Raw genomic sequence first — 16,294 nt, forward strand, 5'->3', positions numbered from 1 at the left:
TCTATTTTCGTTTTAATCTCTGTTTACGGCGGTTTTTCCCATCTGCCATCGCCTGTTTACGGAGATTAGATGATTCAGTGACAGCTTGCTTTTCTTCCTTTACCCCATGTATCTTCTTCAGTTCGGCAGCCAATGACGCGATGGTCGGGTGGCTATACATCATGACCACCGGAACCTCTATACCATAAACTGATTTAATATGACCGCTCATCTGCAGCAAATCAAGGGATGTCGCACCCATTTCAAAGAAATTCTCATTCACATCCGGCTCATGAGGAAAAAAGGAGCTAAGTACATCACTCAATGATGCTTCTAGACGATCATCTATGACCTGCGCTATTTGTTGAGACGGCTCTTCTTCCTGCTGCATAGGTGTTAAGCGATGTTTCATTCTCTCACCCATGTCCTGAACGGAAACAAGAATTTGCGGATAATCTAGACGCAGCACTTCCTGGAAGGCCTTTATCCCTTGTTCTGGCGAAATTCCCACCTGCTCCTCAAGTGCCATCATGTCATTGACTTTGGCAGCCAATGCTGAGTCGTGTGCCATACCGACTTTTTCCCAGCGATCCCAGTTTAAAGAAATCACTGGCTTCCCTTCCTGCCTCTTCGCATGAGCAAAGCTGTCCATAAAAGCATTGGAAGCCGCATAAGCCACTTGTCCAGCCGCTCCAAGAAAGGACACTAGGGAGGAACAAAGCAAAAAGAAGTCAAGCGTTTCATCCTTGAGTGCTTCATTCAGCACGTAGGTCCCGTTGATTTTTGCCTGACACATGCGAATTTCATCGTCTGCTGTTCTTGCTTGGATGATCTTCCCATCTGCCTCTCCTGCCGCATGAATGACACCGTGTAAATCACCAAATGACGTATGAGCCAGCTGGACTGCTTTCTGCACAGCGTCTTTATCTGACACATCACCGTGTACAGTTTGTACATCAGCTCCTAACTCTTCAAGAGTCATCAGCTTTTTCACGGTCTCAGCTTCTTTCCCATCTGCATCACGCAGCTCCTGCCATGCAGAGCGTTCACGTATTTGTACTCGGCTCATGAACACAAGTTTCGCTTGATACGTTTCTGCTAAATGTTGAGCTAGTGTGAAGCCAATGCCCCCCATACCGCCGGTCAGGAGGTAAACACCATGAGTCCTGAAAGCCTGCTTGGACGATTCCTCTTTGCTTAAAGATGTGCTTGAAGCTTTTCGAACCCACCTGCTGTTCACCCGATACGCCACGACCGCATCTTGATCGTGCATTGCAACCTCGTATGAAAGAAAGAGCGGCCAATCCGCCTTTGTTTCCTGACATAAATCAATGTGCTGACACGCAATATGCTGATATTCTTGAGGAATGGTCAGAGCTAGTCCAGTACATGTTGCTTGAAGAGGATTGACCTTCTCCATCCCGATTACATCATGCGCTTGGTTTGTCACGAGATGAAGACGCAAGGTTGTGTTATGATGCTGGCTGATCAGCCTGACGAGATCGAGCACAGATAAGTAGTTTGGCTGATCATCGGTATCTTCTGTTAGTTCATCATGCATCCAGATGATCTCTTCCGGTATAAATCCAGATTGCTGCAGTTCAGCCATCACCCACTCTAAGTGTGACAGCATATGAACGTCAGCCTTCATCAACTGGTCATTTTCTTTGATCGTATGATCACTTTGACAGACGCTGACAACCTCTGCATGCCGCTCTTTCAAATAGGCGCCAATATGGCCATTTTTCTCAAAAACCAAGATACGCTTCCCTTGATGATGCTGCTCTTTTAGTACAGGTGTAGAGCGCTCCCATACCGGAATGTAAAACCAGTCTTGAAAATCAGCGGAGAGTTTCTCCCCCTTTTCTGATGGCGCTAAAGCGGTCATCAGCTGATCCGCTTTAAACTGCGGAGAGGGGAATATTTGATGCTCAAATGGATATGTTGGCAGTGACACTCGATATGGGGCCTTTTCTTTTCTGACAGCGCTCCAGTTCGGTTCCACTCCGAAAGTCCAAAGCTTCCCTATGGCCTTTTTCATATATTCATCATCAGCAGCTTGTTCTTTTGGATGTCGCACCAATGAAACAGCCGCTGCTTTGTTCACATCATAGTCATCATGTCGTCTCACAAATTGAGTCAACGTATGACCTGGCCCCACTTCAATGAAAACCACTTCTCCGAGTCCAAGTAACGTCTCTAATCCTTGACTAAATAAAACAGGCTGCCTAATATGAGATGCCCAGTAATCAGGCGATAAGGCTTGCTCATTTGTTAACCAGCTGCCTGTCACATTCGAAAGAATCGGTACCTTGCCCTGCTGATAGGTGATCTCTGAGAGAACGTCCTTAAACTGTTTGGACGCTTCAGCCATCATACTTGTATGAAAGGCGTGAGAGGTTTTCAGCTTTTGGACAGAAGCTCCTCTTTTTTCAGCTTGTGCGAGGTAGATCTGTAACTGTTCTGAAGGACCGGAAACAACGGATAATTGTGAGCTATTCACCGCAGAAAGCTCGACACCTTCTGGAAGATCATGTTCAATCTCTTCGGCAGGGAGTGACACTCCGGCCATTTCACCTGGAGGCATTTTTTGCATCAAACTGCCTCTTTTTAAAACGATCCGGATGGCATCTTCAAGGTTGATCATACCGGCCACGCAGGCAGCCGTAATTTCTCCAATACTATGACCAATGAAATAATGCGGACGTATGCCTAGTCCCATCAGCTTCGATGCGAGCGCATACTCAAAACTAAACAAGATGATTTGTGTATATGATGTTTGCTGCATGAGTTGTTCTGCTTTTATGAACTCTTCTTCGGTTGTTGGATATAAGACGTTCTCGATCTCAACACCTGATAAGGATAAAATGATGGCAAAACATTTCTGAAGCATTTGTTTAAATTCAAGGTCTTTCTCATATAAATCCTTGCCCATATTCACATACTGAGCACCTTGTCCAGAAAACATCCAAACGACTGCAGGCTGTTGAAAGGCCTTTTGCGGCTGTCCGGCTGACTGGAATGTGCGGCCCGGACTTGCAAGAAAAGCTTGTCGATAAGGAAAATGCTTTCGTCCCTCTTGCAGGGTAAAGGCAGCATCGGATAGCGTGACATGCTTTTGTTCTTTTAAATAAGATGTCATTTGTTCAGCAGACGTTTGAACCGCTTGCTTCGATCGTGCCGAAATCACCATTAGTTCATGATCTCTTTCTACTGACGGTTTGTCGGCGGCGGGTGCCTCTTCCATGATCAGGTGTACATTCGTTCCACCAACTCCAAATGAACTGACCCCGGCACGCAGCGGCTGCTCTGGTTTCGTCCATGGTACGGGTGTTGTATTTACATAAAATGGGCTTGATTCAAAATCAATTTTCGGATTCGTTTTTTTATAATGAAGGCTAGGCGGCAGTATCTGATGGTACAGACTAAGCGTTGTCTTGATAAAACCTGCAATCCCTGCGGCTGAGTCAAGATGACCAATATTGGTTTTCACAGACCCAATCGCACAAAACTGTTTTTTATCCGTTTGAAAAGCTTGCTTAAGTGATTCAATTTCAACTGGATCTCCAAGAGTCGTACCTGTGCCATGTGCTTCAATATAAGATATACTCTCAGCTTCTACACGACTGATGTTGAGCGCCTTTTTAATCACTTCGCTTTGTCCTTCTATACTTGGTGCTGTGTAGCCAACTTTCCGCCCGCCGTCATTGTTATAGGCTGAACCTTTAATCACGCCATAGATATGGTCCTTATCCTTTAGTGCCTGCTTTAATGATTTGAGCACAACAACTCCACAGCCCTCACCGCCAACGGTTCCTTCTGCCTGTTCATCAAAAGCCCGGCAGTGCCCATCCGGCGACATGATCATGCCCTCTTGATACATGTATCCTTTTTTGTGAGGGGTCGTAATGGTGACGCCGCCGGCGAGTGCCATTTTACATTCTCCAGTAATCAGGGCGCGCGCCGCCATATGAATGGCAGTCAAAGAGGAGGAACAAGCTGTATCAACAGCTACGCTCGGTCCCTTCAAATTCAATTTGTAGGATACCTTTGTATTCATGAAATCTTTATCTGTTAACTGAACAGCCGCAAATTGTTCAGATGAGTGATTCGTTCTCATCAGCATGGAAGCAGCTTGCCAAAATAAATTAGCAGAAGCAGCTCCAAATAAACCAATCGGCTCCTGATAGGTTTCAGGGTTATAGCCTGCATCTTCAAGGGATTCCCACGCCACCTCATGAAACATGCGGATCTGCGGGTCCATTACTTCTGCCTCACGCTGTGAATAACCAAAGAAATCCGCATCAAAGTGATCATGCTGATCTACTGCTCCTTTGGCACGTACATACTGCTCATGGTCTAATGCTTCTTTCTCAACCCCTGCCTCAAGCAGCTCTTCCTTCGAAAAGAACGTAATGGACTCTCTTCCATTTGCAAGGTTGTCCCAAAAGTGATGAATATTCTTTGCTCCCGGAAAACGGCAGGCCATCCCAACCACTGCAACCTCTAATCCTGTGAACTTACTCATCTATCATCCCGCCTAACAGTTGTGCGGCACTTTCTAAGTCATCCGCTTCATTTTCTCCATCATCTTCCATTTGTTTCTCTTGCCCTGATGCTTTGTTTTTTAATTGAGCAGCTATTTGCGAAACAGTTGTATATTGGAACAGCTCCATCACTGTCAGCTCCTGCTGAAATTCCTCTTTCACTTTATTGGACAGCTCAACGATATTAAAAGAGTTCCCGCCTAAATCGAAAAACGGTTCATCTAATCGAATGTGAGAAGCAGGGACTTGTAAAATAGATGCGAAAATGCGAACAAGCTTCTGCTCTGTTTCATTATGGGCTTGAATGGTCAACGGCTCTTGATTGTCTGCCGCCTGATCTTCTGGACTCGGCAGTGCTTGGATATCCAATTTCCCTGATAGATTCAAAGGAAATTGCTCTATTTGAATGACATGCCTCGGCACCATATAACCTGGTAATCTTTCACTTAAAGACTGACGAAGCACACGCTGATCTATCGCTTGTTTTGCCATCATATATGCGCAAATGTATTGGTCCTGATCCTTTGTTTCCTTAGGAATGACAATGACATCTTGAATCAGTCCTTGCATGTTCGGGTCATCAAGAATGGCTCTGCGGATCTCCTCGAGCTCAATTCGATATCCTCTGATTTTCACTTGGCCATCGTTTCTTTTAGCAAATTCTATCAATCCATCAAACCGCCATCGTGCAAGGTCTCCCGTACCGTATAACAACCCGCTGCTCAGCTCTGGTTTTTTGATAAATTTCTCCTTGCTCAGATCAGGGTGATTGATGTACCCACGACCTACACCATCGCCTGCTATATATAGTTCGCCAAAGACGCCAATCGGAACTGGCTCCCCTTGCGCGTCACATATGAAAATATGCTCATTCGGCATCGGCTGCCCAATAGGAATGACTTGTTCGTCCCAGTCATGTGGAATCAAAAAGGATGATGACTGTACCGTACATTCAGTCGGCCCATACGCATTAATCATGATCGGTTTTTCACCTAATACATGCTGTAAAAATTGATCCATCAGCTCTTTTGTGAACACCTCTCCGCCCACCAGCAGCATGTTCAAAGCAGGCAGATCTTGTTTCGATTGCCCTGCTGCCTTGTTCATCAGCTTTAGATGAGAGGGTGTCACATCTGACAGCTGAATGTGGTTTTCTTGGTAAAACGACCATAACGCATGCCCATCCATACGGACTTCATCTTTGGCAATATGCAGCGTATGCCCGAGGAGCAATGCCGGGAACAATGTTTGAACAGACGCATCAAAAATGTGTGAAGCCAGCATCCCTACTTGCAAAGGATCAGGGAGCAGGTCAAAAAAGCGCGTTTTCATCCCATATACCAAATTAATGACATGACGATGTTCAATAACGACTCCTTTCGGATGCCCTGTCGTACCTGATGTATACAGGACATACGCCATATCCGAAGGCAAGATAGACCAAGTCAGATTCTCTTTTATTGGTGATTCTTGAAGCATGTATTGAATCACATGAACCTCGACATCCAATCCTTCATGTCCTTCTGCATCCGAGACAATAGCTGCAGCGCCGCTGTTTTTGAGCATATACCGAATTCTTTCAATCGGCAGATGGACATCAATCGGTAAATAAGCATAGCCAGCCTTTAAGATGCCAAGAATGGCAATGACCAGTTCAGCGGACCGGTTCATTCTGAGACCAACTGGAGTCTCACGTGTCATCTCACTTTGAGACAGTCTAAGCGCAATGCGATCCGATAAATCATCTACCTCTTCATATGTATAGGAGGTGGTGCCAAACACAACGGCCGTTCGTGCTGGATGCAATTGGACTTGTTCTTGAAATAACGACACAATATCACGATCCACTGGATAAGCGAGCGACTCTCCTTGAAACGAATCAAACAGCTGACTTTTCTCCATATCAGATAAAAATGAGTGTGTGCTCATCGCTTGTTCAGGCGTTTTGAGACATTGCTCTGTGAGTGTCATGAAATGTCTGGAGAACTGCTCCATCATTTGATCGTCATAAATGGAAGCATCCCAATGAACTTCAGTATGAAGGTGATCTTGTTCTTTCTTCCAAACAATGAGCACATCCGCATGCAGCTGCTCTCGGTCAGCATGCCCATGCAATGTCTCAAACGCACATGCCAGATTGACACGCTTCTTGTCATCTCCTACTGAATGCCAAAGCTCATCCATTAAAATATGAACAGGATAGTTTTGATGACGCACTGCCTCCTGAAACGATTGTTTCACAGCCTCTAGCCCTGCACTAAAGCTCATATGAGGCTCTATCTCTGCCTTAAGCGGCAGCATATGATTAATGGCTGATTGATTGGCAGACTGTTCCATTGTAGGAACAGTCACCATCAACTCAGTTTTTCCGCTATAACGTTGAAGCAAGCCAAAAGCAGCTGTGGTCAGCACGATAAACAGGCGCAAATCAGAATTTCCACATAATTGCTTTAACGAATGGTTCATAGCCACCGGGAAGGACGAATGAAGCGATCGGTTCATTGCAGCAGAATGGGCTTGTGAAACCGTATGAGGAATACGGCCATCCAGTTGGACACCTGATAAGACAGATGTCCAGTAGGCTCTTTCTAACGCCCTTTCCTTCGCCGCTGCTTTCAGTTGAAAATCATCATGTTCAATCACTCTTCCATTCACCTCTTTACTTATATTTTTAAGTCATCTAATTCGAAAAGAGATACGTCGTCTAATTGCTTGAATGAAGAAGTCAGTTCGATTTCCTCTATTCTCACAGCATCTGCTGAAACAGCCCGCATGATGTCTTTCAGCAAGCCGGCAATCCGCTCTATGGTTTCCTCTGTGAAAAGCTCGGTATTATATTCAATCGTTGAAGAAAGACCGTCTTCCTGTTCATACGCAATCCAGAGTAAATCAAATCTCGACGTTCCTGTCTCATACGGATAATCACTAAAGGTTAAACCGCCTACCTTCAGTTCTGGCTGATTCATATTTTGCAAGGCAAACACAGCATCAAACAATAGATTCCGGCTGACACTCCGGCTTAATTGGAGGTCTTGTACCATTTGTTCATATTGATATTCTTGATGTCCGAAATCACCGATGACATGTGCCTTCACATCCTGTAGGAATTGCTGGTACGTTAGCTCTGCTTTAGGATATAAACGAAGTGGCAGCATATTGACAAAGATACCGATGACTTGCTGCAGCTCCTCTTGTTTTCTGCCTGCTACCGGAACACCGACCGTGATATCTGATTGTCCGCTTAATTTATGAAGCAAAATCTGATATACACTTAACAGACCCATAAACAGCGTAGCGTCTTCCTTTAAAATCACCTGCTTAAACGCGTTCAGCTCCGCTTCTTCTATACGGAATGTATAATGTCCGCCGCGGAATTGTCTCACCTCTGGCCGGTCGAAATCTGTTGGCAGATCAAGTAGCGGAGCACCCTCTAACCGGTTTTTCCAGTAATCACTCGAATCTTTCAGTGCTTCAGACGCAAGCATGTCATTTTGCCATTCTGAAAAATCTTTATATTGCAGAGCGAGGGGCTCAAGCGTCCTGCCGTCATATAACTGCATAAAATCGTTGACCAAAATATCTTGAGAAAGACCGTCTGAGATAATGTGATGCATGTCCAGCATGAGCACGAATTCCTCTTCTGCCAGCTTCATCACACCGACTCTCATCAATGGAGCCTCACTTAACGTAAAGGCAGTCAAAAATTGTTCAATCACTTGTTTCTGACCTTCCTCAGATCCTTGTGTCGATCCCTTTGTGAGGTCAAACAATCTGACTGCAAAGGGTACCTCTTCTTCAATCTTTTGATAAGGGACGCCATTCTCTAGTACAAACGCTGTCCGCAAGCTTTCGTGTCTCTTAATGAGCTGCTGAAATGCCCATTCCAATCTGCTGATATCAAGCTTTCCTTTGATTCGTCCCGCTTTAAACTCGTTGTATCCTGTGCTGTTTACATCCATTTGCTGCATGAGATACAACCGTTTTTGCGCAGACGACAGAGGATAATGCTCCTTCACTTCGGCTTTTTCAATCGCATGATAAGCAGCAGTATCTGCTTGGTCGATATATGCTGCCATTAATCGTATCGTAGGTATTTGGAAAAATTGTGGCAGCGTCAGCTCTACACTAAATGCACGATGAATGATGCCAATGAAGGTAATCGCCTTTAGAGAATCTCCACCCATTTCAAAGAAATGATCATCTATGCCAATTTCATCAATTTTAAAGAATGCTTGCCAATGTTGACTTAATTCCTTCTCCAGCTCCGTTTCAGGTGCCGCATAATTCGTTGAAAGCGCTGGCCGAGAATACAAGTTTCCATCTTGTACATGCTCTCCGCCGCTCTCTTCTTCACGAGATAAACGGTCTACATATCGGTGAATACGGTCATGTAAAGAGGTTGTCGAAATAACCATTTGTTCCACTTGATCCAGTGAAAGCAATCGTTCAAAGATCATTCTTCCTTCTTTTTCTGTAATTAACGTTTCGGTAACATCATCTCCGATTGGAAGATCGAGCTGCTTCCCCTGCTCAAATTCCCAGCCGTCAAAGCTAATGACAGACCACTGTGTTTCTGAACGTAGATTGCGTTCATACACGTACGCATCGATGAAATGATTCACAGCTGTATAGGCTGTAAAACCGAGCCCGCCCAAGATCGGTGACAAAGATGACAGGACAAAACAGAAATCAAGGGATCGATCACCTAAGGCGGCATCAAGATGATGTACACCATTCATCTTCGCTTCAAAATGCGGCTCCGAAAATGTGACATCTGTTTGCTCCATCACCCGGAAAGATTGGTCGCCTGTCACTCCAGCTGCATAAATCACACCGTCGATCTGTCCATATGACGCATCCACTGTGTTGATCAATTGCTGGATATCTTCCTTGTGACGAACATCTACTTTCTGTATGAGAACGTCTGCGCCCGTCTCTTCCAGTGCCATTACCTTTTGTATTTTTCTCTTTGTTGGATCCTGTTCATCATGCGTAGACAGCCATTCTTGCCATCTGCTTCTATCAGGGAGTCCAGATCTGCTCGTTAAGATCAATGTTCCCTGCGTTTGCTCAGCTAAAGTCTGGGCGATATTCAATCCAATAAACCCAAGTCCACCAATTAAAATGTATACCCCATCTTTTTTAGCTAAATGAGCATGTCCAGTTTCGGGAACTGAACCTTTCGCATACTTTTTCACATATCGTTTATTTCGCCGATAGACCGTGAGAAGCTGTCCATACGCTCGATCTAGCTCATCGCTTATTTGCTTCAGCAATCTTTTTTCCTGAACCCCATTTTCCACCGGGCGATCAATATCAAGAATGCGGTAACGCAAGTTCGGTGTTTCTTGTGAAATAACCATGGCAGGTCCTAGATGGATCGCTTTTTCAGGATAAAGTACAGGCTCCCCGCCAACGGCATACGTCAATGAGGAAAGAACTGTAATCGATACCTTTTGGTCCAAAACATATTTTTTCAATGCCTGGCCGATATAAAGCAAGGAGTAATAAGCATCTTGCTGCGTTTGCTTCACCCATTCTTCTTCCGTGTGAGATGGCTGTCGTTCTGAAAGCCCCCATAGATGGAAAACTTCTGACACGTTGATTTCGTCATCTGCCAGATTTGATATGAGCCTTTCATAATCAGATGGCTCATATGACCGAATGGTATAGCTTTTTTCGTCATGCTTCGTAAATTCATTTCCTTTATGAACCACTACGAACTCGTTCCGTTTCGTCAGGAGCTCAGCTGCAACCTTCTCTCCGAAAGCAGATGGATCTGCAAACAACAGCAAGGCTCCGCCAGACGCATCTTCTGATGGCACGCAAGGTAAAAGATCCGCTTCCCAATGAGGGGTATAGAACCATTCATCCATTTGCTGCTTTCGTCCAGACTGCTTTGGTTTTTCGTGCTCTACACGATCTGCGGCATCATACCAATAGGAGGTTTGATCAAACGCATACGTTGGGAGCGGCATTTTCCGCGGCTGACGGTTTAGATGGAACCTGTCCCAATCGATGGATAATCCGTTTGTCCATAGACGGCCAATTTGACCAAGTAAAAATTCAGTATCCGTCACATCTTGTTTTGCATGTCTGAGCACATGACATACATGCTGATTCAAGCCGTTCAGCGACCGGTTGACCATCACGCTTAAATCTTGCCCTGGTCCAATCTCAATTAATTGAATATTGTCCTCTTGTAAAATATTTGTGATGCCTTCAGCAAAGCGAACTGTATCGGTCATATGCCTTTTCCAATAAGACATCTCTTTCGCACTCGTATCTGTCATCCAATCTCCTGACAAATTCGAAATGAATGGAATACGAAGCGACTTGGCTTTCATATGCTTTAATTTTTCTCCGAATTGCTCCGCTGCCTCCTTCATGACATGTGAGTGGGCAGCAATGGTTCCACCTAACCGCATACACATCAATCTGTTGCTTTTCAGCTCTTGTTCAAATTCACTTATCGCCTCTTCTAGACCTGACACGATACATGAAGAATCATTGACAACCGCGAGAGAAATATCTTTTGGAAGCATCGGTTTTAGCTCTGCCTCAGGTAATGGAACACTCATCATGACGCCAGCTGGTGACGATTGCATAGCGTTCGCACGATAGGCGACCATGGACATTGCGTCCTTTAAGCTGAATAACCCTGATATAGCGGCTGCCGTTAATTCGCCAAAGCTATAGCCGATCATTGCATCAGGACGAATCCCCCATTCAATGAAGAGCATGGATAAGGCATATTCAATGGCAAAAATGGCTGGCTGTGCATATTGAGTACTTGCCAATTTTTCGCGCGCCTTTTCTGTTTCAGCCGCTAATGGGTAAAGAATACGGGCAAGACTTCGCCCCGCTGCTTCTTCATATGCTTGAAAACAAGCATCCATTTGCTTCTTAAAGTAAGGCTCTTCCCGGTACAAATCTAAACCCAAATTGAGATATTGATTGCCTTGTCCAGAAAACATAAAAATAATCTTTTGTTTCTCCACATGCGAATGCATGAGCTTTCCAATGCCTTTGCCTTGCTTTTCTGTTAATACTCTTAGAGCATCTTCTCTGCTTGCCGCAACAAATGCCTGACGGAAACCAAAGGATTGTCTTCCTGTTTGCAGAGTATAAGCTGCGTCTGCCAAATTGATAGAAGGCGTGTTTTCTATTTGGTTTACGAGTTGGTCTTTCATCCGTTCCAAGCTCGTTTTGCTCTTTGCTGAAAGAACAAGCAGCTCAGCAGAACGAGGCATTTGCTGACGATCTCTTTGTGGTGTTTCTTCTAATATGACATGTGCATTGGTTCCACCCATTCCAAATGAGCTCACCCCTGCCCGGCGCAAATGTGAAGCTGGCTGCTTCCAGTCGGTCAGCTCAGTGTTGACAAAGAAAGGGCTATGCTCAAATGCAATGTTTTCATTGGCTTTTTTGAAGTGAAGACTAGGTACAAATGTGTGATGCTGAAGCGAAAGCACAGCTTTGATCAAGCCAGCTGCTCCTGCCGCTGCATCTAAATGTCCAATATTTGTTTTCACAGACCCAATACGGCAAAATTGTTTTTTCTCTGTGTTGAAAGCCTTTGTGAGCGCCTCTATTTCAATCGGATCACCAAGTGATGTGCCAGTTCCATGTGTTTCTACATACTCAATCGTATCTGGTGAAACATCTGCTTGATGCAGGGCATCCTGAATGACACGTGTCTGTCCTTCAACGCTTGGAGCATTGAAACCAACCTTTTGATCACCATCATTGTTGATGGCAGAGCCTTTAATGACCGCATAAATATGGTCACCATCTTCTATGGCTTCACTCAGTGCTTTTAAAGCAACAAGACCAACACCATCTCCGCCAACCGTTCCATCTGCTTGATCGTCAAAGGCGCGGCAATGGCCATCGCTTGATTTCACCATGTTCTGCTGATAAACGTAGCCTGATTTCACTGGGTGCAGGATCGACACACCTCCCGCAAGTGCTACATCTGAATCACCATTTGCAATGGATTGACAGGCCAAATGCAAGGCGACCAAAGAAGTCGAACAAGCGGTTTGCAGCGTGAGCGCCGGTCCTTTCAAATTCAATTTATGGGCAATTCTTGTACTTACGGTATACGTATCATTGAGTGAACCCACTTCAAACAGCTCTGACATGCTGCTGTCAAGGGAAGCTGCAAAACGCTGAATCCATTGAAAGTTCGATGTGGATCCAGTAAACAACCCGACCTTCCCCGTATAATCTTCCTGCACATACCCCGCATCTTCCAGCGCCTTATATGCGTATTCATGCAGGAGGCGTATTTGAGGATCCATCATTTCTGCCTGACCTGGCGAATAGCCGAAGAAGGATGCATCAAATAAATCAGGTCCATCAATGACACCTTTTGCCCTTACATAATCGGATCGTTCGAAGGTTTGACGGTCAATACCAGCTTCAAGCAGTTCTTCATCGGAAAAGAAGGAAATCGATTCTTCTCCATTCTTCAAATTTCGCCAAAATGCCTCAACATTTTTCGCACCAGGGAATTTACCGGCCATTCCAATAATGGCAATCGGCTCATTGGCTTTTCTTGTCTTTTGTTTCGCAGGCTGCGTGCCTGCCGCTACCTGCTCTGAATCGCCGGTTAAATATGCGGCAAGCTCTCTAATCGTTGGACGGCGGAACATTTCGACCATTGGAATGCTTTGATTCAATTGCTTAGCGAGCTGTTGATTGACGTGGATTAAGTTGAGTGAATGCCCGCCAATGTCAAAGAATTTGTCATGAACACTTACCTCATCTAAGCCGAGGACTTTTTTCCAAATGTCTTGAATGACTTTCTCAGTATCAGAAAGATGGTCAGCGCCCGCCTGTTTTTTCGTTTGCTGCGCCTGTTTCAAAGCAGGTAAAGCTCGTTTATCTAGTTTGCCATTGGCAGTCAGCGGCATATCGTCCAATTGAACAAAGTGAGTTGGGATCATATAATCCGGCAGCTGATCAGACAACGCTTGCTTCATTTCAGCTTGATCAAGTATGGCTGTCGTGACAACATATGCGGCCAAACATGGTGTACCGGAAGCATCTGGCTTTACAACAACAGCTGCTGCTTTTATTCCTGGCTGTTCATTCAGCCAAAATTCAATTTCACCTGTTTCAATACGATAGCCTCTCAGCTTCACTTGATCATCATTTCGACCTAAAAATTGAATGAGCCCATTAGGCAGAATACGAGCTGCATCACCTGTTTTATAAATTTTTTCATCTGGCTGGAAAGGGTGGTCGACAAACCTTTCTTCGGTCAGTTCTGGGCGATTCAAATAGCCTTTTGCTACACCTTTCCCGCCAATATATAACTCACCGACTGTTCCTTCCGGCATGAGATTCATATGTCTGTCAAAAAGAAGAATATCTGTATGCTGTGCAGGCTTTCCAATCGGTACATACACGTCTTGATCAAGATCCTGGTCATATCGATGAATCATGCAGCCAACCACCGTTTCAGTTGGTCCATATTCATTCACAATTTCAATTGGCTGCGGGAAGGACTGCTGAATGGATTTCGCTAAGGATGTTTCCAGCTGTTCTCCGCCTAAAATGAAGCATTTCATTTGGCTGTCTGGGAAAGACAAATGCTTAATAAACTGTAAATGAGATGGTGTCAGTTTCATCACATGTACGCGATTATCTTTTATGATGTCTTCGACGAGCAGCTGCCGGTTTTCATGGTGATAAATCATGATGGTGTTTCCTGAAATGAGCGGCGTGAAAATAGAAGTAACCGTCAGGTCAAAGGACAGTGAAGTATACAAAGCAAAATGCCTTGTTTCTCCTCGAACATATACTTGTTTCGCCCAATCAATATAGTTGGCTAAGCCAAGATGATGAATGAGTACACCTTTAGGTCTTCCTGTCGTACCTGATGTATAAATGCAGTAGGCTGTTTGGTCTGAGGTGATGGCTTCTGCCAAGTTGTCTGATGGTCCGGTGTATAGATCCGGCTGTGTGATATCAATTTTTTCTCCATGATAGGCATAGGTGAGCCCTTTAATTGGATGGGTTAAGAGCCATTCTACTCCGCTGTCTTCTAATAGATATTCTATTCGTTCCTGCGGGTATTCAGGATCAATCGGCACGTAAGCACCGCCAGCTTTTAAGATCGCTAAGCATGCTATCACCATTTCAATGGAATGCTCTGCTAAAATGCCGACACGCTGCTCCTGTTTGACTCCTTTGTTTTGTAAATAATGTGCGAGCTGATTCACTCTCTTGTTGAGTTGTTCATATGTAACCGTCGTATCGCCAAACTCAACTGCGGCTGCCGCTGGCGTTCGTTCCACTTGTGCTTCAAATAGGTCAATCACCGTTGGCTCATGGCTAGATGTTGCCCCGCCATATTGCTGAAAGACCGCTAACTGCTTTTCTTTCTCTTCTTCTGATAGCAGCTGGAGCTGAGCAGCAGTTTTGTGCGGATGAGCACAGGCATCAGACAGGAGATGAAGAAAATGCTGACACCACTTTTCGATCTGTTCAGCTGAAAAGCTGACAGGGTTATACACCAATGAAAAGTGCAGCTGATCATCAAATGCCTGGACACTAAGCGTGAGATCGAATTCTGTCTGCTCTGTCATCTCAAATCCACGAATACGAATTGGCTGATCGTTTTTCGTGAGCATTTGATCTAATGGATAGTTTTCAATGACAACGATTGAATCAAATAACGATTGCTCTGCTGTCATTCCTGCATATTTCTTTAAGTCAGATAGCGGGGTATGTTCATATTCATTTCTTACAGCTATCTCACGGCTCACTTCCTGCATCTGTTCAAGAATCGGCCGCTCCTGTTCGAATGAGACTCGCAGCGGTAATGTATTAATGAACAGCCCTGTCATCTTTTCAATATGTGGAACATCCGCATTTCTCCCTGATACTGTTGTCCCAAAGACAATATCATCTTGATTGGCATACTTAGATAGCAAAACTCCCCACAGCGTATACATCACAGATGCCAGCGTCACGTCATATTGTTTCGTGAATTTGCTCAGGCGCTCCGCAATGGAAGTATCCACTTGATGTTCATATTGATGAAAAACTTCTGAATTTTCATATGCGCCGCTTGACTTCGGAAGCAGTTCTGCATAATTCCAGCCGTTGAAAACATTTTTCCAATAGGCGGCTTGTGCTTCTGTCTGTTGAAGGTTTTTCTGCTGCCATTTGACAAATGACTGGTAGGACGGTCTTTGTTCAAGAAGAGGTTTGTCCCCATTCGATAAGCGCTCATATGCACTCATCCAATCACTTAATACAATCCCAAGGCTCCATCCGTCCAATAAAATGTGATGGAAGCTAATGAGAACCCAGCTGACTTCCTCATTCACTTCACATAACGTCAGTCGAAATGGGACTTCCTGCAGATCAAAACGTTCTTCTCGGTTCTGTGCCGTCACCTCCTCTTTCAGTACATGAAGAGGCTCCTTAGCTTGTGTCAAATCACGATATCGAATGTCTGGCTGATGCTCCTTCAGCACAATTTGTACTGGTCTTGCGAGTTCCTGCCATCTGAACAATGTTCTAAGCATTTCATGCTGTTTGGTGACATTCATCCATGATTGTTCAAACATGTCTCGATCTATCGGTCCGTCTATTTCGATCAGCAGTTGTTCAAAATAAGCTGTTCCGTTCGGCTCCATTAAATGATGAAACAGCAGTCCCTCTTGGATCGTAGTGATACCTAACATATTTTCAATGTTCTGTTTATCCAGCTTCTGCGGCTGTAAAGCCATGGGATCATCTCCTTT

At 44.8% G+C, this 16,294-nt stretch carries 3 protein-coding genes; all 3 read right to left on the reverse strand.

Going from position 1 to position 16,294, the window contains the following annotated elements:
- Position 1: 1 nt before the first annotated feature.
- From C6W21_RS17520 to C6W21_RS17530, 3 genes are read right to left on the reverse strand one after another with little or no spacing between them, the layout of a single operon-like run.
- Positions 2-4,507: an SDR family NAD(P)-dependent oxidoreductase gene (locus C6W21_RS17520; RefSeq protein WP_106056788.1), complete on the reverse strand. Its 4,506-nt coding sequence runs from the start codon at positions 4,505-4,507 to the stop codon at positions 2-4.
- Entirely contained in the window at positions 4,500-7,169 is a 2,670-nt protein-coding gene (locus tag C6W21_RS17525) for a non-ribosomal peptide synthetase (protein ID WP_106056790.1), read from the reverse strand. The genes C6W21_RS17520 and C6W21_RS17525 overlap by 8 nt, the downstream gene beginning before the upstream one ends.
- A 20-nt stretch (positions 7,170-7,189) precedes the next feature.
- Positions 7,190-16,279 (reverse strand): hybrid non-ribosomal peptide synthetase/type I polyketide synthase, encoded by a 9,090-nt coding sequence (locus tag C6W21_RS17530; protein ID WP_106056792.1) that lies wholly within the window; start codon positions 16,277-16,279, stop codon positions 7,190-7,192.
- Positions 16,280-16,294: the final 15 nt, after the last annotated feature.

Source organism: Bacillus sp. NMCN1, assembly GCF_002998085.1.
Lineage (GTDB): Bacteria > Bacillota > Bacilli > Bacillales > Bacillaceae > Bacillus.

What these genes read in the sequence shown, in the direction of transcription:
- C6W21_RS17520 (WP_106056788.1), bottom strand. Translation starts at nt 4,507, where the DNA reads ATGAGTAAGTTCACAGGATTAGAGGTTGCAGTGGTTGGGATGGCCTGC.
- C6W21_RS17530 (WP_106056792.1), bottom strand. Translation starts at nt 16,279, where the DNA reads ATGGCTTTACAGCCGCAGAAGCTGGATAAACAGAACATTGAAAATATG.